At 61.2% G+C, this 18,798-nt stretch carries 17 protein-coding genes and 3 pseudogenes; 11 read left to right on the top strand and 9 right to left on the bottom strand.

Annotated features, from left to right (window positions below; all coding sequences use genetic code 11):
• Positions 1 to 216: 216 nt before the first annotated feature.
• The 7 genes and pseudogenes from ABIN98_RS20390 to ABIN98_RS20360 all read left to right on the top strand — a co-directional run bounded on the left by ABIN98_RS20390 (position 217) and on the right by ABIN98_RS20360 (position 5,409).
• The gene (locus tag ABIN98_RS20390) at positions 217 to 420 is read left to right on the top strand and encodes an NnrU family protein (RefSeq protein WP_394701571.1); all 204 of its coding nucleotides are present in this window, start codon (positions 217 to 219) and stop codon (positions 418 to 420) included.
• Positions 341 to 799 (top strand): NnrU family protein, encoded by a 459-nt coding sequence (locus ABIN98_RS20385; protein WP_346912558.1) that lies wholly within the window; start codon positions 341 to 343, stop codon positions 797 to 799. Before ABIN98_RS20390 ends, ABIN98_RS20385 begins: the two co-directional genes overlap by 80 nt.
• 180 nt (positions 800 to 979) lie before the next feature.
• Positions 980 to 1,663 carry a tetratricopeptide repeat protein gene (locus ABIN98_RS20380; protein ID WP_346912556.1) on the top strand — a complete coding sequence of 228 codons (684 nt, stop codon included), beginning with the start codon at positions 980 to 982 and terminating at the stop codon, positions 1,661 to 1,663.
• Positions 1,664 to 1,752: 89 nt separating this feature from the next.
• Positions 1,753 to 3,012 (top strand): PQQ-binding-like beta-propeller repeat protein, encoded by a 1,260-nt coding sequence (locus tag ABIN98_RS20375; RefSeq protein WP_346912554.1) that lies wholly within the window; start codon positions 1,753 to 1,755, stop codon positions 3,010 to 3,012.
• 72 nt (positions 3,013 to 3,084) lie between these two features.
• Positions 3,085 to 4,518, top strand: coding sequence for a ribosome biogenesis GTPase Der (gene der, locus ABIN98_RS20370; protein ID WP_346912552.1), 1,434 nt, complete (start codon positions 3,085 to 3,087; stop codon positions 4,516 to 4,518).
• 101 nt (positions 4,519 to 4,619) lie between these two features.
• A pseudogene (locus ABIN98_RS20365) lies at positions 4,620 to 4,976 on the top strand (inositol monophosphatase family protein); the annotation flags it as partial.
• Positions 4,977 to 5,067: 91 nt separating this feature from the next.
• Positions 5,068 to 5,409, top strand: a complete 342-nt coding sequence (locus tag ABIN98_RS20360; protein ID WP_346912550.1) for an inositol monophosphatase family protein — start codon at positions 5,068 to 5,070, stop codon at positions 5,407 to 5,409.
• A gap of 71 nt (positions 5,410 to 5,480) precedes the next feature.
• On the opposite strand, the pseudogene ABIN98_RS20355 reads toward ABIN98_RS20360, so the two are convergent.
• The 9 genes and pseudogenes from ABIN98_RS20355 to rpsF all read right to left on the bottom strand — a co-directional run bounded on the left by ABIN98_RS20355 (position 5,481) and on the right by rpsF (position 14,610).
• Positions 5,481 to 6,222, bottom strand: a pseudogene (locus tag ABIN98_RS20355) (SDR family NAD(P)-dependent oxidoreductase).
• Between the two features lie 13 nt (positions 6,223 to 6,235).
• Positions 6,236 to 7,708 (bottom strand): amidophosphoribosyltransferase, encoded by a 1,473-nt coding sequence (gene purF / locus ABIN98_RS20350; RefSeq protein WP_346912548.1) that lies wholly within the window; start codon positions 7,706 to 7,708, stop codon positions 6,236 to 6,238.
• 91 nt (positions 7,709 to 7,799) lie between these two features.
• Positions 7,800 to 8,414, bottom strand: a complete 615-nt coding sequence (locus ABIN98_RS20345) for a CvpA family protein (protein WP_346912546.1) — start codon at positions 8,412 to 8,414, stop codon at positions 7,800 to 7,802.
• 69 nt (positions 8,415 to 8,483) lie between these two features.
• Positions 8,484 to 9,879 (bottom strand): annotated as a pseudogene (radA, locus tag ABIN98_RS20340) (DNA repair protein RadA).
• Entirely contained in the window at positions 9,879 to 11,003 is a 1,125-nt protein-coding gene (alr, locus tag ABIN98_RS20335) for an alanine racemase (protein ID WP_346912544.1), read from the bottom strand. Before alr ends, radA begins: the two are co-directional and overlap by 1 nt.
• A 309-nt stretch (positions 11,004 to 11,312) precedes the next feature.
• Positions 11,313 to 12,794: a replicative DNA helicase gene (locus ABIN98_RS20330; protein ID WP_346912542.1), complete on the bottom strand. Its 1,482-nt coding sequence runs from the start codon at positions 12,792 to 12,794 to the stop codon at positions 11,313 to 11,315.
• A 365-nt stretch (positions 12,795 to 13,159) separates the two neighbouring features.
• On the bottom strand, positions 13,160 to 13,762 hold the full coding sequence (gene rplI, locus ABIN98_RS20325; protein ID WP_346912540.1) for a 50S ribosomal protein L9: 603 nt from the start codon (positions 13,760 to 13,762) through the stop codon (positions 13,160 to 13,162).
• A gap of 128 nt (positions 13,763 to 13,890) precedes the next feature.
• Positions 13,891 to 14,139: a 30S ribosomal protein S18 gene (gene rpsR, locus ABIN98_RS20320; protein ID WP_145340733.1), complete on the bottom strand. Its 249-nt coding sequence runs from the start codon at positions 14,137 to 14,139 to the stop codon at positions 13,891 to 13,893.
• 6 nt (positions 14,140 to 14,145) lie between these two features.
• A complete protein-coding gene (gene rpsF, locus ABIN98_RS20315; protein WP_346912538.1) occupies positions 14,146 to 14,610 on the bottom strand; it encodes a 30S ribosomal protein S6 in 465 nt (154 codons plus the stop codon).
• A 487-nt stretch (positions 14,611 to 15,097) separates the two neighbouring features.
• Here rpsF and fabD point away from each other — a divergent pair, with 487 nt between their 5' ends.
• From fabD to fabF, 4 genes are all read left to right on the top strand, one after another.
• Complete coding sequence (gene fabD, locus ABIN98_RS20310) at positions 15,098 to 16,042, top strand: ACP S-malonyltransferase (RefSeq protein ID WP_346912536.1); 945 nt, start codon at positions 15,098 to 15,100, stop codon at positions 16,040 to 16,042.
• 55 nt (positions 16,043 to 16,097) lie between these two features.
• The gene (gene fabG / locus ABIN98_RS20305) at positions 16,098 to 16,835 is read left to right on the top strand and encodes a 3-oxoacyl-[acyl-carrier-protein] reductase (protein WP_346912534.1); all 738 of its coding nucleotides are present in this window, start codon (positions 16,098 to 16,100) and stop codon (positions 16,833 to 16,835) included.
• A 246-nt stretch (positions 16,836 to 17,081) separates the two neighbouring features.
• Entirely contained in the window at positions 17,082 to 17,318 is a 237-nt protein-coding gene (locus ABIN98_RS20300; protein ID WP_013653143.1) for an acyl carrier protein, read from the top strand.
• Positions 17,319 to 17,393: 75 nt separating this feature from the next.
• Positions 17,394 to 18,659 carry a beta-ketoacyl-ACP synthase II gene (gene fabF / locus ABIN98_RS20295; RefSeq protein ID WP_346912532.1) on the top strand — a complete coding sequence of 422 codons (1,266 nt, stop codon included), beginning with the start codon at positions 17,394 to 17,396 and terminating at the stop codon, positions 18,657 to 18,659.
• Positions 18,660 to 18,798: the final 139 nt, after the last annotated feature.

The following is an 18,798-nucleotide window of genomic DNA, read 5'->3' as shown; positions in this document are numbered from 1 at the left end:
AATAAGTATTGTTAAAGAATAAAAATAGTGAATATATGGAATTAGGTTTGGAAGTATTGTTATTGAAATGTTGCGAGCGCATGCGCGATGTTGTATTGCGGTAATTGAATGCGTTCGGGAGTAATTATTCAGAGTTTGCGTTGCCTCCCGACGCTGTAGGATGCTCCGCATCGGATCTGTCGGGAATGTTGGTGAGAACACCAGAGGGGTAAGGGCATGTCATTGCTTGTTCTCGGATTGCTTGTCTTTTTGGGGGCGCATGCCCTGCCGATCTTTTCAGGCGTCCGAAACGCCCTGGTGGCCCGTTTGGGCGCAAAGCCTTATCGCGGGCTGTTTTCCCGTGGTCTCCGCTGTCGGGCTGGCGCTGATCGTCATCGGCTACGGACAGGCGCGCATGGATGGCAGTCCCGTCGTCTATGACCCGCCCACATGGACCCGCCATGTGACCATGCTGCTCATGCTTCCCGTATTCGTGCTTTTGATCGCCACCTATGTTCCAGGCCGGATCCGGAAGATCTCCCGCCATCCGATGCTGGTTGCGGTCAAGCTGTGGGCCTTTGCCCACCTCCTTTCCAACGGCGATGTGGCGTCGGTTTTGCTCTTCGGTGGCTTTCTGGTCTGGGCGGTCGCCGACCGGATTTCGGTCAAACGGCGCGGGGATCCCGGTACTCCGTTCTCCGTGGAGATCGCCGGGAAGGGCCGCGGGGCGGACATTTTCGCCGTCGTGGCTGGGCTGGTGGTCTACGGGCTGTTTGTTTGGCAAGGCCATGATCTTGTCATCGGCGTTCCATTGACATAATCACGGGAAATTCGACGGTTTGGTCGTTTTCCGGCGGAGCAGGCGGCCTTTGCCTCACTTGCGCCATTAAACCGTTAAAAAGAAACGCCGTACCGGTTTGCCCGGACGGAACGAAAAAGATAGTGTGACGCGCGCCCGTCAGGGTGAGATGGTTGCAGCAAGCGCAGGAATAAGACACGCATGTCCGACATTTTTCGCGAAGTCGATGAAGACATCCGCCACGAGAAATACCGTCGGCTTTGGGATCGCTTTGGTCCCTGGGTCATCGGGGTTGCTGTCCTTATCGTCGTCGGCACCGGGGGCTATCGCGGCTGGCTGTACTGGCATGAGCAAAATGCGCAACAGGCCGGGGATACCTTTCTTGAGGCCGTAAGCCTGTCTGAAGCCGGAAACTATGCCGAAGCCGAAAAGCTGTTCGCGGAACTCAATGATGCGACCGGCGGTTATCCCGCGCTTGCACGCATGCGTTCGGCGACCGATCTGGGCAATGCCGGAAACATCACCGAGGCCGTGGCCGCGTTCGATGCCTTGAGCCGCGACAGCGCTGTGCCCGAACCGCTCCGTGACATCGCAGCGCTCCGGGCGGCCTATCTGGCCGTCGACACGGAAGAGTATTCGGCCATCGCGGACCGTGTGGAGGGATTGTCTGCTGACGAAAACCCGTTCCGGGCCGGCGCGCGTGAAATCCTGGCACTCAGCGCCTGGAAGAGCGGCGACATCGAAACCGCCCGCCGCTGGATCGCCGATCTGGACGCGGACCAGGAGACGCCTGCCGACGTGTCGCGTCGGGTCGGCCTGCTCAATGATGTTATTCGCGCCGAGTATGGCGATGCACCTTCCGAGAAAGGCGAGGCGGCACAGTGAGGTCACTCCGTATTGATGCTGGAATGCGCGGCTTTTGCGGCGCGTTGGCCCTGTCCGTTCTGCTTGCAGGGTGTGGCGGCGTTTCAGAAATGGCTGGGTCGATCAACCCGTTCTCTAGGGAAAAGAAGCTTTCCGGTGAACGCCAGCCCGTTTTTGACGGCGCGGATCCAGCAACTGTTGCCACCGCCAGGCCGGCTTCCGTTGGCCCTGCGTCCGGTGGTCAGGAATGGCCCTCCGCGGGTGGCGGCCTCGCCAACGATCCGGGCAATCAGGCGATCTCCGTAACCGGAGCACGCGTGTGGAGATCCAATATCGGGGCGACGGGCGGTGGTCTGACCACGGATGCCCTGCGCGCCTCCGCAAGGCCGGTCAGTGCGGGCGGACGGATCTATATTTACAAGCCCAACGGCGATGTGGTCGCGCTGTCCACCAATGGTGGGCGCCAGTGGGTCAAGAACCTGCGGCCGGAAGGCGAGCGCGATGTTGCGCCAGGCGGCGGTGTCGCCGTATCAGGTGGCCGCGTCTATGCGGCAACCGCCTATCGGCAGGTTGCGGCACTGGATGCCGGTTCCGGTCAGGTTCTCTGGACGGCGGATCTGAGCACGCCCGCGCGTGGAGCGCCGGCCGTTGGACAAGGACATCTTTTCGTCGTGACCCAGTCCAACGAGGTGATCGCGCTGAAACTGGAAGATGGTTCGCAGGCCTGGAGCTACCAGGGCATTGAGGAAATGGGTGGCATTCTGTCCGCGGCCGATCCCGCGATTGCCGGCAATCAGGTCGTCGTGCCGTTTTCTTCCGGCGAAATCATGTCGCTTGATATCAAGACCGGCGAGCCCCAATGGGCAGACGGTGTGACTCGAGGTTTCCGGACACAGGCTCTTTCCGGTCTGGCGGATGTGTCGGCAAGCCCGGTTATTTCCGGTGATACGGTCTATGCGACCGGTGTCGCTGGCCGGACGGTCGCCGCCTCCCTGAAGACCGGGGGCCGGATCTGGGGCACGGATCTGGGCAGCGTGCACACACCGGTCGTGTCGGGCAATGCGTTGTTCATGGTGGACCTGGAAGACCGGATGGTCGCTTTTGACCGCAAGACCGGCGAAACGCTGTGGTCGACGGTCCTGCCGCGTCCGGAGAAGAAGAAGCGCCGCCGCAACTGGGCCGGGCCGATCCTTGCCAGCGGAGCGCTGGTGGCCTTTTCCAGCGACGGGCGTTTTGCTGCCGTCGATGCGGCATCCGGCCAGATCATTCTGACCAAGGATGTGAACACCAAGGTCTACGTGACCCCGATCGTCGCCGGCGGCCGCGTTATCGTTTTGGACGGCGACAGGTCCGTCGCCGCATTCAACTGATGTGCTGCCAGGTCGTCCTCTTGTAGAGGGGGCGATCCGGTCAGCATCGGGCGGCAAGTCAGGAGAAAACCCGTGGGCGCTACAGTCGCCATTATCGGACGGCCGAATGTCGGCAAGTCCACCTTGTTCAATCGCCTGGTCGGCAAGCGCCTGGCGCTGGTCGACGACACGCCTGGTGTGACCCGCGACCGCCGGCCGGGGGAGGCCCGGCTGGGCGATCTGCGCTTTACCATCGTCGATACGGCGGGACTTGAGGATGCCGATAGCGCCAGCCTTGAAGGCCGCATGCGCCGGCAGACGGAAGAGGCCATCGCCACCGCCGATGCGGTGCTGTTCGTGATCGATGCCCGTGCCGGCGTCACGCCGCTCGATGCCCATTTTGCCGAAGTCGCCCGCAAGACGACGACGCCGGTGATCCTGCTCGCCAACAAGGCGGAAGGCCGGGCAGGGGAGAGCGGGCTTTACGAATCCTATGCCCTGGGTCTCGGAGAACCGATCGCGATTTCCGCCGAGCACGGCGAAGGCCTGGCCGACCTCTACGATGCGCTGAAACCCTATGTGGATCGCATCAACGAGGAAGAGGAAGCCGCCCGCGAGGAGGAAGCCGTCCACAGCGTCGACGTCGACGAGGACGGTGAAATCGTCGAGGACGAAGATCCCGTCGGCACCCTGGAACGCCCTTTGCGTGTTGCCATCGTCGGCCGGCCGAATGCCGGGAAGTCGACACTGATCAACAAGATGCTCGGCGAGGACCGCATGCTGACCGGTCCGGAAGCCGGCATCACCCGCGATTCCATCTCCGTCGACTGGCAATGGCACGACCATCACATCAAGCTGTTTGATACCGCCGGTATCCGCCGCAAGGCGCGGGTACAGGAGAAGCTGGAGAAGCTGTCGGTCGCCGACGCGCTTCGGGCCATCAAGTTTGCCGAGGTCGTGGTGATCACCCTCGATGCGACCATGTCCTTCGAAAAGCAGGACCTGCAGATCATCGATCTGGTCGCCCGCGAGGGGCGGGCGCTGGTGGTCGCGATCAACAAATGGGACCTGATCGAGGATCGGGAAGAGGCCTGGAAAAAGATCCGTGACGCCAACGAGCGCTATTTCAACCAGATCCGCGGCGTGAAGATCGTGACCTTGTCCGGCATTCAGGGGCAGGGGATCGACCGTCTGGTCGAGGCCGTGTTCGATGCCTATGAAGCCTGGAATTCCCGCGTTTCGACGGCCAAGCTCAACCGCTGGCTCGACAAGGTGGTGGCGAACCATCCGCCTCCTGCCGTCTCAGGCCGCCGTATCCGCCTGCGCTACCTGACCCAGGCGAAGACACGCCCGCCGCATTTCGTGGCCTTCTGCTCGCGGCCCGAACAGTTGCCGGAAAGCTATACCCGCTATCTGGTGAATTCCCTGCGTCAGACTTTTGATATCCAGGGAACCCCGATCCGCTTTTCCTACCGCAAGGGCGAGAACCCTTACGTGGCGAAGAAGAAAAAGCGCAAGATCCAGTAGTCAATTTTCCGTCGTAAAAATCATTTAGACGGGAGTCGTTTCCGATTCCGGAAACGGCTCTCGCTTCTTTCCCGTCTTTCCCCTTTCGAAAGAGACATTTGATGGTTTCCGAACGTCTTGATTTTGCCTGTGCGCTTGCCGAAAAAGCCGGTCTTCTGGGCCTGGATTACTTCCGCCGCCTCGACACGCTCACGATTACGGCCAAGGGCCATCAGGATATGGTGTCGGAAGCGGATCGGGACGTGGAAACCCTGGTGCGGGACGAGATCGCCAAGGCCTATCCTGCAGACGGGATCCTCGGCGAGGAACATGGCCGGATCGAAGGCACCTCCGGTTACACATGGGTCATCGATCCGATCGACGGCACCGCCAATTTCGTGACCTCCATCCCGCAATGGTGCGTGATCATCGCCTGCGTCCATGATGGCAAAACCGTTGTCGGCGTCATCCACGACCCCTGTTCCGGCGAAACCTTCAAGGCGTCCTTGGGCGGCGGGGCCTTCGTCAACGACCGGCCGGATCGCTGCCTCTGCAACGACAAGCCTCTCGGTGGGCTCCGTCGGCGTCGGTTTCAACGGACGCACGGCGGCAAGCGATGCGATCAACTGCATCAGCGCTCTGATCGACAAGGGCGGCGTGTTTTTCCGCAATGCCTCCGGCGGCCTGATGCTGGCCTATGCGGCCTCCGGGCGGCTGATCGGCTATGTGGAAGCGCATATGAACGCCTGGGACTGTCTGGCTGGGCTTCTGATCGCGAAGGAAGCCGGCAACGAGGTTGCCCTGTTCGATGTCGACCACGCGCTTGAGAACGGCGCTCGGATCGTCGTCGGGGCTCCGGGAGTTTATGACGATCTGACCATGATCGCCGAAACGTCATTTGCTCCGCGGTGAAGTGAAGCTCCTGCGGGCAGAAAAAAGGCGCCGGTTATCGGCGCCTTTAATGTCTCTGCGATCCGTCGCGATCAGATCCCCGTTGGAAAATCCCGCATCTCGCCACTGGGGTGATGATAGAGCTTGCCCGTTGCGGTGACATCGGTACCGAGCAGTTTCAGAAGCGCGGGCGCGACATCTTCCGGCTTCGGCAGGGTGTCTACGTCTTCACCGGGCATTGCCTTGGCCCGTAGCCCGGTCCGGACCGGTCCCGGATCGGCCAGGTTGATCTTCAGGTTGGTCTTCAGGCTTTCGTTGGCATATGTGCGCACCAGCGCTTCCAGAGCCGCCTTGGAGACCGCCTGCTGGCCCCAGAAGGCCGTGCAGCTGTGGGCATGGGAGTCGGTCAGGAACAAGGCCCGTCCGGCGTCCGACTGGCGCAGCAGCGGATCGAGCGAGCGGAATCAGCCGCCAGTTGGCGGTGACGTTGGTCGCCATCAGAGTGTCGAAATCCTTGATGGCGATATGCCCGACCGGCGACAGCAGGCTGAAGCTGCCGGCGTTGCCGACCAGGATGTCGAGCTTCTTCCAGCGCTCAAAGATTGCTGCCCCCAGACGGTCGAGCGCATCGAAATCGGTGATGTCGACCGGAACCAGGGTTGCCTGACCGCCTGCCGCCTTGATCTCGTCGTCGAGATCCTCCAGTCCGCCAACGGTACGCGCGACCGCAATCACATGGGCTCCGCGAGCGCCGAGTGCTTTGGCAAGCTGATAGCCGATACCGCGCGAGGCCCCGGTGACGACCGCGACCCGGCCTTCGAATTCCTGCGTCATGCCTGCCTCTTGGTTACTGGACTTCGACGAGACGCGGGGGACGGACAAAATCCCGGTCTTCGGACAGGTCTGTCAGGGGCGTCGGATAATCGCCGGTGAAGCAGTGATCGGTGAACTGCGGGTTCTCGTCGTCGCGGCCTTCGTAGCCCATGGCCTTGTAGATGCCGTCGACGGAGAGGAAAGCGAGGGTATCAGCGCCGATATAGTTGCGCATTTCTTCCAGATTGTATTTGGCCGCCAGCAGCTTTTCGCGTACCGGCGTGTCGATGCCATAATAATCGGAATAGCGGATCGGCGGGCTTGCAAGCCGGAAGTGGACTTCGCGAGCTCCGGCTTCGCGGATCATCTGGACGATCTTGACCGATGTCGTGCCGCGGACCAGGCTGTCGTCGATCAGGATGACGCGCTTGCCCTGGATCTGCATTTTGTTGGCGGAGTGCTTCATCTTCACGCCAAGCGCGCGGATCGACTGGGACGGCTCGATGAAGGTCCGTCCGACATAGTGGTTGCGGATGATGCCGAGTTCGAAGGGCACGCCGCTTTCCTGGCTGTAGCCGATCGCCGCCGGCACACCGCTGTCCGGCACCGGAACGATGACGTCGCTCTCCACATGGGATTCGCGCGCCAGTTCCCCGCCCATGGCCCGACGGACTTCATAGACGCTGCGGCCGCCGATAATGGAATCTGGGCGGGCGAAATAGATGAACTCGAAAATGTCCGGGCGCGCCCGGCATTTGCCGAAGGGGAAATAGGATTCGATGCCGCTGGGGCTGCAGACGATAACCTCGCCGTTTTCCACCTCGCGGATGAAGGTCGCACCGATGATATCCAGCGCGCAGGTTTCCGAGGCCAGGATCGGCGCGCCGTTGAGGTCGCCCAGGACCAGGGGCCGGATGCCCAGCGGATCGCGCGCGCCGATCAGCTTCTTCGACGTCAGCGCCACCAGGGAGTAGGCGCCTTCCATCTGCGAGATGGCGTCGATGAAGCGGTCGACGATCTTGCGTTCGCGCGACTTGGCGATGAGCTGCAGGACCACTTCGGAATCGGACGTCGACTGGCAGATCGCACCGTCACGGATCAGCTGCTGGCGCAGGGTCATGGCGTTTGTGAAATTGCCGTTGTGGCAGATGGCGATGCCGCCGCCCTCCAGTTCGGCAAACAGCGGCTGCACGTTGCGCAGGATCGTTTCGCCGGTGGTCGAATACCGGACATGGCCGATCGCCGCCCGGCCGGATAGGCGGTTGATGGTATCCGCGTTGGAGAAGTGGTCTCCGACCAGGCCGAGATGGCGTTCCGCCCGGAACTGTTCATCGTCGAGAGTTACGATGCCCGCAGCTTCCTGACCGCGGTGCTGGAGCGCGTGCAGGCCAAGGGCGGTCAGGGCGCTTGCATCTTCATGGCCGAATATGCCGAATACGCCGCACTCTTCCTGAAGCCGGTCTGCATTGAGATCAAACGGCTCGGTGTGATCGGTCTCGCCGTGCATGGCGGAGCTCCTTAAGTTCAAGATACCGGCAGGTCACAGCCTGCCCGGCTCACTTTACGAGCCCGGGGAACCCGCTCCTGACAGCAGAGCGTCAGTTGTTTCCACCGGTCGTAAGCTGTTCGAGGCCCTGCCGCTCGGAAGCGCTGTAGCCTGTATTCTCGTTACCGCCTTCGCCATCGGCCTGCGTGGCCGACTGTTTCTTCAGCTTGTCCAGAATGGCCTTTTCCGGATCTTCCGGGAGCACGGCGACAAGGCGCTCCCCGATCGATATCAGGATCGGGCGGGATTTCGCCTGCAGGACCCAGTTCGGCTGCTGTTCCGGCTGGACGAACCAGTTGAAGAACATCATCGCCACGACGACCAGAAGCAATCCGCGGATTGCACCGAACACGAACCCGAGGGTGCGGTCGAGCGCGCCGATGCGGCTGTCGAGCACGAAATCGGATATGCGCATGGTTATATAGGACACAATGAGCAGCGTGACGATAAACACCGCTGCGGCGGAAACGCCCAGGGCGACCAGATCGTGGCTGATATATTGCTTGGCATAGGGAAGGACCTTCCCGTAAAGCAGGAAGGCTGCGACAGCCGCCGCGATCCACGAAGCGATGGACAGAACCTCGCGGACGAAACCGCGGATCATCGCCAGAACCGCCGAGATGAGCATGATGACGAGAAGGATTCCGTCGAGCATGGTGATCGGCATCTGTCTGAAAGATCCTTGTGTCTTGAGCCATCGGGCGCCATCGCCCGCTTGATCAGTCCGATTGATGCCTCAAACGTTGCTGCCGGCACCAGCCTTGGCCGAGATTTTGGCAATGAAATCCCCAAGTTCCGGGAGTCCCGTTACCGCAAAATTCCGTGTCGCGCCGTCCTTCAGGTTGCCTTCCGGGCAATAGGCCTGATCGAACCCGAGTTTCTGCGCTTCCTTCAGCCTGGACTGAGCCTGGGCGACCGGCCGGATCGCTCCTGACAGGCTGACTTCGCCGAAATAGACGCAATTCGCCGGAAGGGCAAGTCCGCTGAGTGAAGAGACCAGTGCAGCGGCGACCGCCAGATCCGCTCCGGGTTCGTTGATTTTAAGTCCTCCGGCCACGTTCAGGTAAACGTCATGCTGCGAAAACCGGACCCCGCATCGTGCTTCGAGCACCGCCAGGATCATCGAAAGCCGGGCGGAGTCCCAGCCGATCACGGCGCGCCGAGGCGTGCCGAGAGGCGAGGGGGGCGACAAGCGCCTGAACCTCGATCAGAAGCGGGCGCGACCCCTCCAGCCCGGCAAAGACGGCGGAGCCCGGCGCATTGGATGTCCGGTCCCCCAGAAACAAAGCCGACGGGTTGGCGACTTCCGACAGTCCGGCACCGGTCATCTCGAAGACACCGATCTCGTCGGTGGCGCCGAAGCGGTTCTTAACCGACCTGAGGATGCGGTACTGATGCGCGCCGTCGCCTTCGAAATAAAGCACCGCGTCGACCATGTGCTCGACCACGCGGGGACCGGCGATCTGGCCGTCCTTGGTGACATGGCCGACGAGCACCAGAGTCGTGCCGTGTTTCTTGGCATAGCGGACCATTGCCTGGGCCGAGGCGCGGACCTGGGTCACGGTGCCCGGAGGAGAGTCCGCCTGATCGGTCCACAGGGTCTGGATGGAATCCAGGATGAGCAGGGCAGGGGGCGTATCCGCCTCGAGTGTTGCCAGGATATCTTCGACGCTGGTCTCCGCGGCCAGGGCGACCGGCGCATCGGAAAGGCCCAGCCGTTCCGCGCGCAGCCGCACCTGTCCGATCGCCTCTTCACCGGAAATATAGACGGCGCGCTGGCCGAGGCGGGCAAGAGCCGCGGCCGCCTGGATCAGAAGCGTGGACTTGCCGATCCCCGGATCGCCACCGACAAGAAGTGCGGAGCCACGAACGAAGCCGCCGCCCGTAACCCGGTCGAGTTCGGCGATGCCGCTCAGGATCCGGGGAGCTTCTTTCGTGTCGCCCGACAGTCCGACCAGAGGGACGACCCGGCCCTTCGACCGTTTCACCTTGCCGGGACCTCCGCCGATGCCGCCGCCGGTCTGTTCCTCGACGATGGAATTCCATTCGCCGCAGGATTCGCAGCGGCCTGTCCATTTGGCCGTCACTGCGCCGCAGGACTGGCAGACGAAGCTGGATCCGCGCCGGGCCATCAGGTGCCGTCTTGCCGGTTGCCGAGGGAGCCGTAGCGCCGATGAAAGCGGCGTCCGAGCCCGGTCAGATATTCGTAGTCGATGGTTTCGGCGTAAATCGCCAGGTCCGAGGCCGCGACGTTGGGGCCGAGCAGTTCCACGAAGACGCCGTGACGCGCCACCGTTTCGGGAACGTCGGTCACGTCCAGCGCCATCATGTCCATCGAAATCCGGCCGACGATCGGTACGCGATGACCCTCCAGCCAGCCGAAGCCGCCGGAATGCTTGTCCGACGACCCCGCCCGGCGCAGGAAGCCGTCGGCATAACCGGCGGCCACAACAGCAAGCCGCATGGGTCTGGTCGCGGTTACCGCCCCGCCATAGCCGATCGTCTTGTTCTCGGCCACGTCACGCACCATCAGGATACGAGCCTCGACCTTGACCACCGGGACCATCGGATTGGCGCCCGGGTCGAGCGCCTTGCCGCCGTAAAGGGAAATGCCTGGACGGGCGATGTCGAAGTGATAGTCAGGCCCGAGAAACACGCCCGCGGAATTGGCAAGCGACTTCGGGATATGCGGGAAGTCCGCCGTCGCCGCGCGAAAGGTGTCCAGCTGCATCTGATTGAGCGGATGGTCGGGCGTCGATCCGCAGGCCAGATGGCTGACGAGAAGGCACGGAGTGAACGCACCGGCAAGATAGTCGTCGGCCATGACCTGCGCGAACATGTCCGGCAACAGCCCAAGCCGGTTCATGCCTGTGTCGATATGGATGGCCGCCGGCAGGGCGGTCTTGGCCGCGCGACAATAGGCGGACCACTCCTCGATCTCCGGGACGGAATTCAGGACAGGTCTGAGGTTCGCCGCCGCATAAGTCTCCGCGGTCCCCGGAAAGAGGCCGTCCAGAACGTAGATGGTGACGTCGGGCAGCGTCTCGCGCAGATGCAGCGCTTCCTCGGGCAGGGCGACGAAGAATGACCTGCAGCCTTCCTGGTGAAGCCGGTCGGCGGTCTCGGCGAGCCCTGTGCCATAGGCATTGGCCTTGACCGTGGCTGCACATTCGGTGCCGTCGCGAAGATGGCTGGACAGAGTCCTCCAGTTCGCGGCGATGGCATCGAGATCGACGGTCAGCCGCCCTCCGGCCAAGGCCTCGGAAGGAGGCGAAAGAGGGGAATAAGTGTCCTGCTGAGGCAAGAAAAAGACCTGGGCTTTGTTCCAAACGGGGCGAATCGCACGCGGGAACGTGCGACCCGATCACTATAGTACACAAGCGCCGTAAAGCGTTCTAATCGTGGTTCGATTCTGACATTTGCAGCCCCTTTGCTGCAGGCTCTGGAGCAAATGTCATAATCATAAGAACCACTAGATAAATATTTGATTCTAGTAGAGCCTTTGAATTTGACATTTGAGCATGAGCCCGACCGCTAGCTGGGTTCAAATGTCAAATTCGCTCCACTAGTGGCGTTCCGGCAGGTATTCGTCCTCGGCCAGATCCGAGAAGCGGGTGAACTCGCCCTGGAAGTGCAGGTTGGCGGTCCCAGTCGGGCCGTGACGCTGTTTGGCGATGATGACTTCCGCCTTACCCTTTACCCGTTCCAGCTTGTCCCGCCAGACCTCGTGTTCCGGAGAGCCTTCTTCCGGCTCGGTCTTCGACAGGTAATATTCGTCACGATACACGAACATGACCACGTCCGCGTCCTGCTCGATGGAGCCGGATTCACGAAGGTCGGAAAGCTGTGGCCGTTTGTCGTCGCGCGACTCCACCTGACGGGAAAGCTGTGAAAGCGCGATGATCGGTACGTGCAGCTCCTTGGCAAGTGCCTTCAGGCCGGTGGTGATCTCGGTAATTTCCTGAACGCGGTTGCCGGAGTTCTTCTGGGAACCGGAGAGCAGCTGGATATAGTCGACCACGATCATGTCGAGGCCGCGCTGCCGCTTCAAACGGCGGGCACGGGCGACCAGCGAGGCAATCGAAATACCACCGGTCTGGTCCACGTGCAGCGGTACGGTCTGCATGTGTTGGGCGGCGGCTGCAAGCTTCTCGAAATCCGCTTCGGAAATGTCACCACGGCGGATTTTCGAGGAGGAAATTTCCGTCTGCTCGGAAATGATACGGGTGGCGAGCTGTTCCGCGGACATTTCCAGCGAGAAGAAGCCGACGACGCCGCCGTTGACCGTCTTGATAGAGCCGTCGGGCTTTTCCTCAGCCTGATAGGCCTGGGCGATGTTGTAGGCGATGTTCGTCGCAAGCGACGTTTTCCCCATGGCAGGCCGGCCGGCCAGAACGATCAGGTCCGAGGGCTGCAATCCGCCCATCAGCCGGTCCAGATCGATCAGGCCGGTCGAGATGCCGGAAAGCGCACCTTCCCGGTTATAGGCCGCGTGGGCCATCTCGATGGTTTCGGTCAGCGCGTCGGAAAAGCTGACGAAGCCACCTTCATTGCGACCGGTTTCCGCCAGTTCGAACAGGCGGCGTTCCGCGTCGTCGATCTGCTGGGAGGGCGGCACGTCGATCGGTGCGTCGAAGGCGATATTGACCATGTCCTCGCCGATCCGGATCAGGTTCCGGCGCAGGGCCAGATCGTAGATCGTGCGGCCATAGTCTTCCGCGTTGATGATGGAGGCCGCGTCGGCGGCAAGGCGCAGCAGGAACTGGGTCGCCGACAAGTCCGCGATCTTGGCGTCGGCAGGAAAAAAGGTCTTGAGCGTGATCGGCGAAGCGGTTTTTCCCGCGCGGATCAGCTGGCCGATCTTCTCGTAGATGTCCTGATGCGGGGGCACGAAAAAATGATACGGCTCCAGGAAGTCCGACACCCGGTAATAGGTCTCGTTATTGACCAGAATGGCACCCAGCAACTGTCGTTCGGCTTCCGCATTATGCGGCGCCATGCGCTGTACGGCAGCTTCCGTTTCGACCGATTGCAGTGTGCCTTTCATGATGTCCCCCGATGACTTTGCCCACCCGGTCTACAGGCAATCGCGGCGCAGCTTCAAGGTTCAAAAATGGGCATGTCCCATTATGTGGGAAGGGTCAAAATCAACGGGGATATCCCCCCTTGGACCTTGACGGAAGGCTTCAAAAAAGACTCCGGCAGAGGCTGAAAGTGAGCACTTTGTTTTTATTGTAAAAATTACCAGGATAAAGAAAAACCGCATGTGTATGAATGCGTTCATACCCGCAATTCGAGCCATTCTGCGCTACAAGCATCTTGTTGCGAAGCAACGATCCGGCATTCAGACAAAAAGAAAGCGGCGCTTTTTGAGCGCCGCTTCCTCAATCTTCAAAGCTGCCGAAAAGCCGATTAAGCTTCTTCTTCTTCGGCTACCGCTTCTTCAGTGGCTTCTGCTTCGCCGCCTTCAGCGACTTCGCCTTCACCTTCTTCTTCGTCTTCCTCGAATTCGAAGATATCCTGCTCAGGCGCGGTCAGGTCTTCACCTGCGGCCTGACGGACGGCTTCGTCTTCGGAACGGGCAACGTTCACGGTGACGCCGACTTCGACTTCCGGGTGCAGCTGGATCAGGACGTTGTGCAGGCCGATCGTCTTGATCGGAGTGCGCAGCTCGACCTGGCCGCGGGAAATGGTGAAGCCAGCGGCGGTCAGGCCGTCGGCGATGTCGCGGGTGGAAACAGAACCGTAGAGCTGGCCGGTTTCGCCGGCGGACCGGATCATGATCATGGATTCGCCGTCGAGCTTGGCGGCAACCGCTTCAGCTTCCTGACGACGTTCCAGGTTGCGGGCTTCAAGCTGGGCGCGCTCGTTTTCGAAGCGCTGCATGTTGGCCTTGTTGGCGCGCAGAGCCTTGCCCTGGGGCAGAAGGAAGTTACGGGCATAGCCGTCACGCACACGGACGGTGTCGCCCATCTGGCCAAGCTTGGCGATACGTTCCAGAAGAATGACTTGCATGGAATTGCTCCTGACTGTCCCGCCGGCACGTTTTGGCTGGCGGTTAGAGGCCGATCACATTTGCGTCCCGCGGCCCCAGTTCGGGCGACCCGGACGGATCCGGGCCGTTGAGCTCTTAGTTTAAGAGCTTAGCTGATCACAAACGGCAGCAGGCCGAGGAGGCGTGCGCGCTTGATGGCACGGGCCAGTTCACGCTGCTTCTTTGCAGAAACGGCGGTGATACGGCTCGGAACGATCTTGCCGCGTTCGGAGATGTACCGCTGCAGCAGACGGATGTCCTTGTAGTCGATCTTCGGCGCGTTGGCACCGGAGAACGGGCAGGTCTTCCGGCGACGGAAAAACGGACGACGGCTTGGAAGCTGTGCAATATCAACCATGATCTCTTACTCCGCTTCACGGCGGGGAGCGCGTTCGCCCCGGTCGCCACCACGATCGCCACCACGATCACCACCGCGTCCACCGCGATCGCCACCGCCGAAACGTCCACCGCGATCACCACGATCGCCGCCGCGACGATCATCACGGTCGCGCTTCTGCATCATTGCAGAAGGCTCTTCGTCCAGCTCGTCAACCTTGAAGGTCATGAAGCGCAGGACGTCTTCGTTCAGGCCCATCTGACGTTCCATTTCGGCAACCGCGGCATGCGGAGCGGTAATGTTCATCAGCGTGTAATGCGCCTTGCGGTTTTTCTTGATGCGGTATGCGAGGGAACGCAGGCCCCAGTTTTCGATCTTGCCGACGGAACCGCCGCCGGTTTCGATCAGACCCTTGAACTGTTCGACAAGTTGTTCGACCTGCTGGGCCGAAACGTCCTGGCGTGCCAGGAACACATGCTCATAAAGAGGCATTAGAAGTCGCCTTTCCAGTTTACAAATCGGGAACTGGCGCGAAGCCTCCTCGTGACCCCGGAAAGGTACGAGAATTCTATAACGAGAGCGGAGACACGGGAAGACGGGTTGTTTTAAGAACCCTGGCGACATGCGCCCTTCCGTTCAGCCCCCGGCCAAGTTCCCGGATGAAGGGCGCTGTATAGCCGGTTTCTGTTCAAAAGCAAGCGCGAACATTGCCTAAAAGGGAGAAATGTCCCGCAGTCGCTCCTTATAATGCATAAACGCGTGCGATGCGGGGGAGGGGCGGTTTTGGTCCGGCAGCGCATGGCAGGTTTGAAGTGGTTTCAACGCGGTTTTGCTCTCAAGGCCTTGACACTGGCGACCAGTCCGTACCATAGGCTCCCGCCAACGCGCGCGGCTCGGGAGGGCCGATGCCTTCGTGGCTGTCCCGATATGGCCGGCGTTGAGCAATAATCAGGAAGAAGACGGCAAAAGGCGTTCCGATATGAGCATCGCATTCACTTTTCCAGGCCAGGGCAGCCAGGCAGTCGGTATGGGCAAGGAACTTGCCGATGCCTATCCGCAAGCGCGGGCCGTCTTCGAAGAGGTTGACGACGCTCTCGGGCAGAAGCTTTCCGCGATCATGTGGGAAGGCCCTGAAGACCAGCTGACGCTCACCGCCAATGCCCAGCCCGCCCTGATGGCGGTCAGCCTTGCCACGATGAAGGTTCTGGAGGCGAAGGGGTTCGACCTTAAAAACAGCGTCAGCTTCGTGGCCGGTCACTCGCTCGGCGAATATTCCGCGCTTGCCGCGGCAGGCAGCCTCGACATCGCGACCGCGGCGCAGCTGCTGCGTACACGCGGGAATGCCATGCAGACCGCGGTGCCCGTGGGCGCAGGCGCCATGGCCGCCTTGCTCGGTCTCGATTTCGCCGTGGCGCAGGAAGTGGCCGAAGAGGCAGCCCAAGGGCAGGTGTGCCAGGCCGCGAACGACAATGCGCCTGGGCAGGTGGTCGTGTCCGGGGATCTTGCTGCCGTCGAACGGGCGATCGAGATCGCCAAGACCAAGGGCGCCCGCCGCTCCATCCTGCTTCCGGTCAGCGCACCGTTCCATTGTTCGCTTATGGCACCCGCCGCGAGCGCCATGGAGGCCGCGCTTGCCGACGCCGATGTCCGCTCCCCGGCCGTGCCGCTGGTCGCCAATGTCCTGGCCAGCGCCATTTCAGACCCGGCCGAAATCCGCCGGCGTCTCGTCGAGCAGGTGACCGGCACTGTGCGCTGGCGCGAGTCCATTGGCTGGCTTGTGGAACAAGGCGTGGAAACATTCGTCGAAGTCGGTACCGGCAAGGTTCTTACGGGTATGGTCAAGCGCATTGCACGTGACGCCAACGGTATCGCGGTGAATACACCGGCGGACATCGATGCGCTGATCGAAAAGCTGAACGGCTGATCGCCGTTTCCGGCATTGGCCTCTGGCAGAACAGAGATTGAGGAAGGAAGCCATCATGTTCACCCTTGAAGGGAAAACGGCCCTGGTTACCGGTGCGACCGGCGGGATCGGCGAGGCGATTGCCCGGGCCCTGCATTCCCAGGGCGCGGTCGTGGCTCTGTCCGGCACCCGAGCGGAAAAACTCGAAGCGCTTGCGGCGGACCTGGGAGAGCGGGCCTTTGTCACGCCGGCGAACCTCTCCGATCGCGCCGCCGTGGCGGCCCTTCTGCCTGCGGCCGAAGAGGCCATGGGCTCCGTTGACATTCTTGTCAACAATGCGGGTATCACGCGCGACAACATCTTCATGCGCATGAAGGATGAGGAATGGGATCAGGTGCTCGAAGTGAACCTGACATCCGGTTTCCACCTGTGCAGGGCGGCCATCAAGGGCATGATGAAGCGGCGCTACGGCCGGATCATCGGCATCACCTCCGTGGTCGGTGTCACCGGCAATCCGGGCCAGACCAACTATGCCGCCGCGAAAGCCGGGATGATCGGCATGTACAAGTCGCTTGCCCGCGAAGTCGCCAGCCGTAATATCACCGTTAATACGATTGCGCCGGGCTTCATTGAAACGGCCATGACGGATGCGCTCAATGACAAGCAAAAAGATTCGATTTTGACGAGCGTGCCGGCCGGGCGTTTGGGCACGGCGGACGAAATCGCGGCCGCCGCCGCATACCTTGCCAGCACCGAAGCCGCCTATGTCACAGGGCAGACACTGCATGTAAATGGCGGCATGGCTATGATTTAAAAGGTAAAATCGCGAAAGCGGCCAAAATGAAATCGGACCGCCTCAGGGCGGTCCGGACTGGCTGGTCAAGGTCAATAAAGTGTGTTACCTAGCCGCCGATTGTTCCCAAGCTTGAGAATTGGCGTATTCCGTCAGACCTTGGGCAGGACGTATTCAGCACCGCGATGTCGCGCCGGATAGATCTTGAGTTCAAGGATTTCGGCAGGCCGCGAAGAATAAACAGACTGAAAATCAAGGAAGTGAGAAATGAGCGATATCGCGGATCGGGTTAAAAAGATCGTTGTCGAACACCTCGGCGTGGACGCCGACAAGGTTGTCGAAGGCGCAAGCTTCATCGACGATCTGGGGGCCGATAGCCTCGACACCGTTGAACTCGTCATGGCTTTTGAAGAAGAGTTCGGCGTTGAAATTCCGGACGATGCGGCCGAAACGATCCTGACGGTCGGCGATGCGGTCAAGTTCCTGGAAAAGAACGCCGGCTAAGGCGCTCCGAACCTAAAAACATGAACGGGCAGACATGGCCGCGGCCGGTGTCTGCCCGAAAAAAGCGCGGGTTGCATGAGGCGAGTAGTCGTTACAGGTCTGGGCATGGTGTCTCCGCTTGGCGGAGGGGTCGATGTTTCCTGGAAAAAAATCCTCGAGGGAAAAAGCGGCGCCAACAAGGTGACCAGTTTTCCGGTCGACGATCTGGCGTGTCAGATCGCCTGCCAGATCCCGCGTGATCCTTCGGAAGAAGGGGCGTTCAATCCGGACGACTGGATGGACGTCAAGGAACAGCGCAAGGTCGATGACTTCATCGTCTATGCGATGGCCGCGGCCGATCAGGCCATGGCCGACAGCGGCTGGAAGGCCGAAACCTACGAAGACCAGATTCGTGCCGGCGTCCTGATCGGATCCGGTATCGGCGGTCTGCAGGGCATTGAACAGGCAGCGCATACGCTTGCCGACAAGGGCCCGCGCCGCATTAGCCCGTTCTTTATTCCCGGTCGCCTGATCAACCTGGCCGGTGGTTACGTGTCCATCCGACATGGCCTGAAAGGGCCGAACTCGGCGGTGGTGACGGCCTGCTCCACTGGTGCGCACGCCATTGGCGACGCCTCGCGCCTGATCGCTTTCGGCGATGCGGACGTCATGGTCGCCGGCGGGACGGAATCGCCGATCTGCCGTCTGGCGTTGGCCGGTTTTGCCGCCTGCCGCGCTCTGTCGACCGGTTTCAACGATGCCCCTCAGAAAGCTTCCCGTCCCTATGACAAGGATCGGGACGGCTTCGTCATGGGCGAAGGCGCAGGTGTGGTCGTCCTAGAAGAATATGAACACGCGGTCCGCCGTGGTGCCCGGATCTACGCCGAGGTCATCGGCTACGGCATGTCCGGCGACGCCTATCACATCACCGCGCCGTCCTCCGACGGTGACGGAGCCTACCGTTGCATGGATGCCGCGCTCCGCCGCGCAGGCATTTCGGCGTCCGACGTCGATTACGTGAATGCGCATGGCACGTCGACGCCGATGGGCGACGAAATCGAACTGGGAGCAATCACCCGGCTTGCCGGCAATGCCGCCAACCGGCTTACCATGTCCTCGACGAAATCGTCCACGGGCCACCTGCTCGGTGCGGCTGGTGCGATCGAGGCGATCTTCTCGGTTCTTGCCATCCACGACGGCGTTGCTCCGCCGACCATCAATCTTGAAAATCCGTCGGTCGAGACCGAAATCGACCTTGTGGCGAACACCGCCAAGAAGATGGATATCAACGTTGCATTGTCCAACTCCTTCGGGTTCGGTGGCACCAATGCTTCGCTCGTCTTCCGGAAACTTGCTGCGTAAGCGGGCCGACTATTGCCTTATTGTCGCGGGACAATCCGCCCGCGACAACGAGAGTGCTCCGGCTTTACCGTAAAACGCGCGCCGCCGGAGGCTGCTGCGTCCTGTAGCTGCCACTGCTTGTATCAGGAGGTTCGATCCA

It is taken from the genome of uncultured Roseibium sp. (genome assembly GCF_963675095.2).
GTDB lineage: Bacteria > Pseudomonadota > Alphaproteobacteria > Rhizobiales > Stappiaceae > Roseibium.
This window is presented reverse-complemented; position numbering and strand designations above follow the sequence as displayed.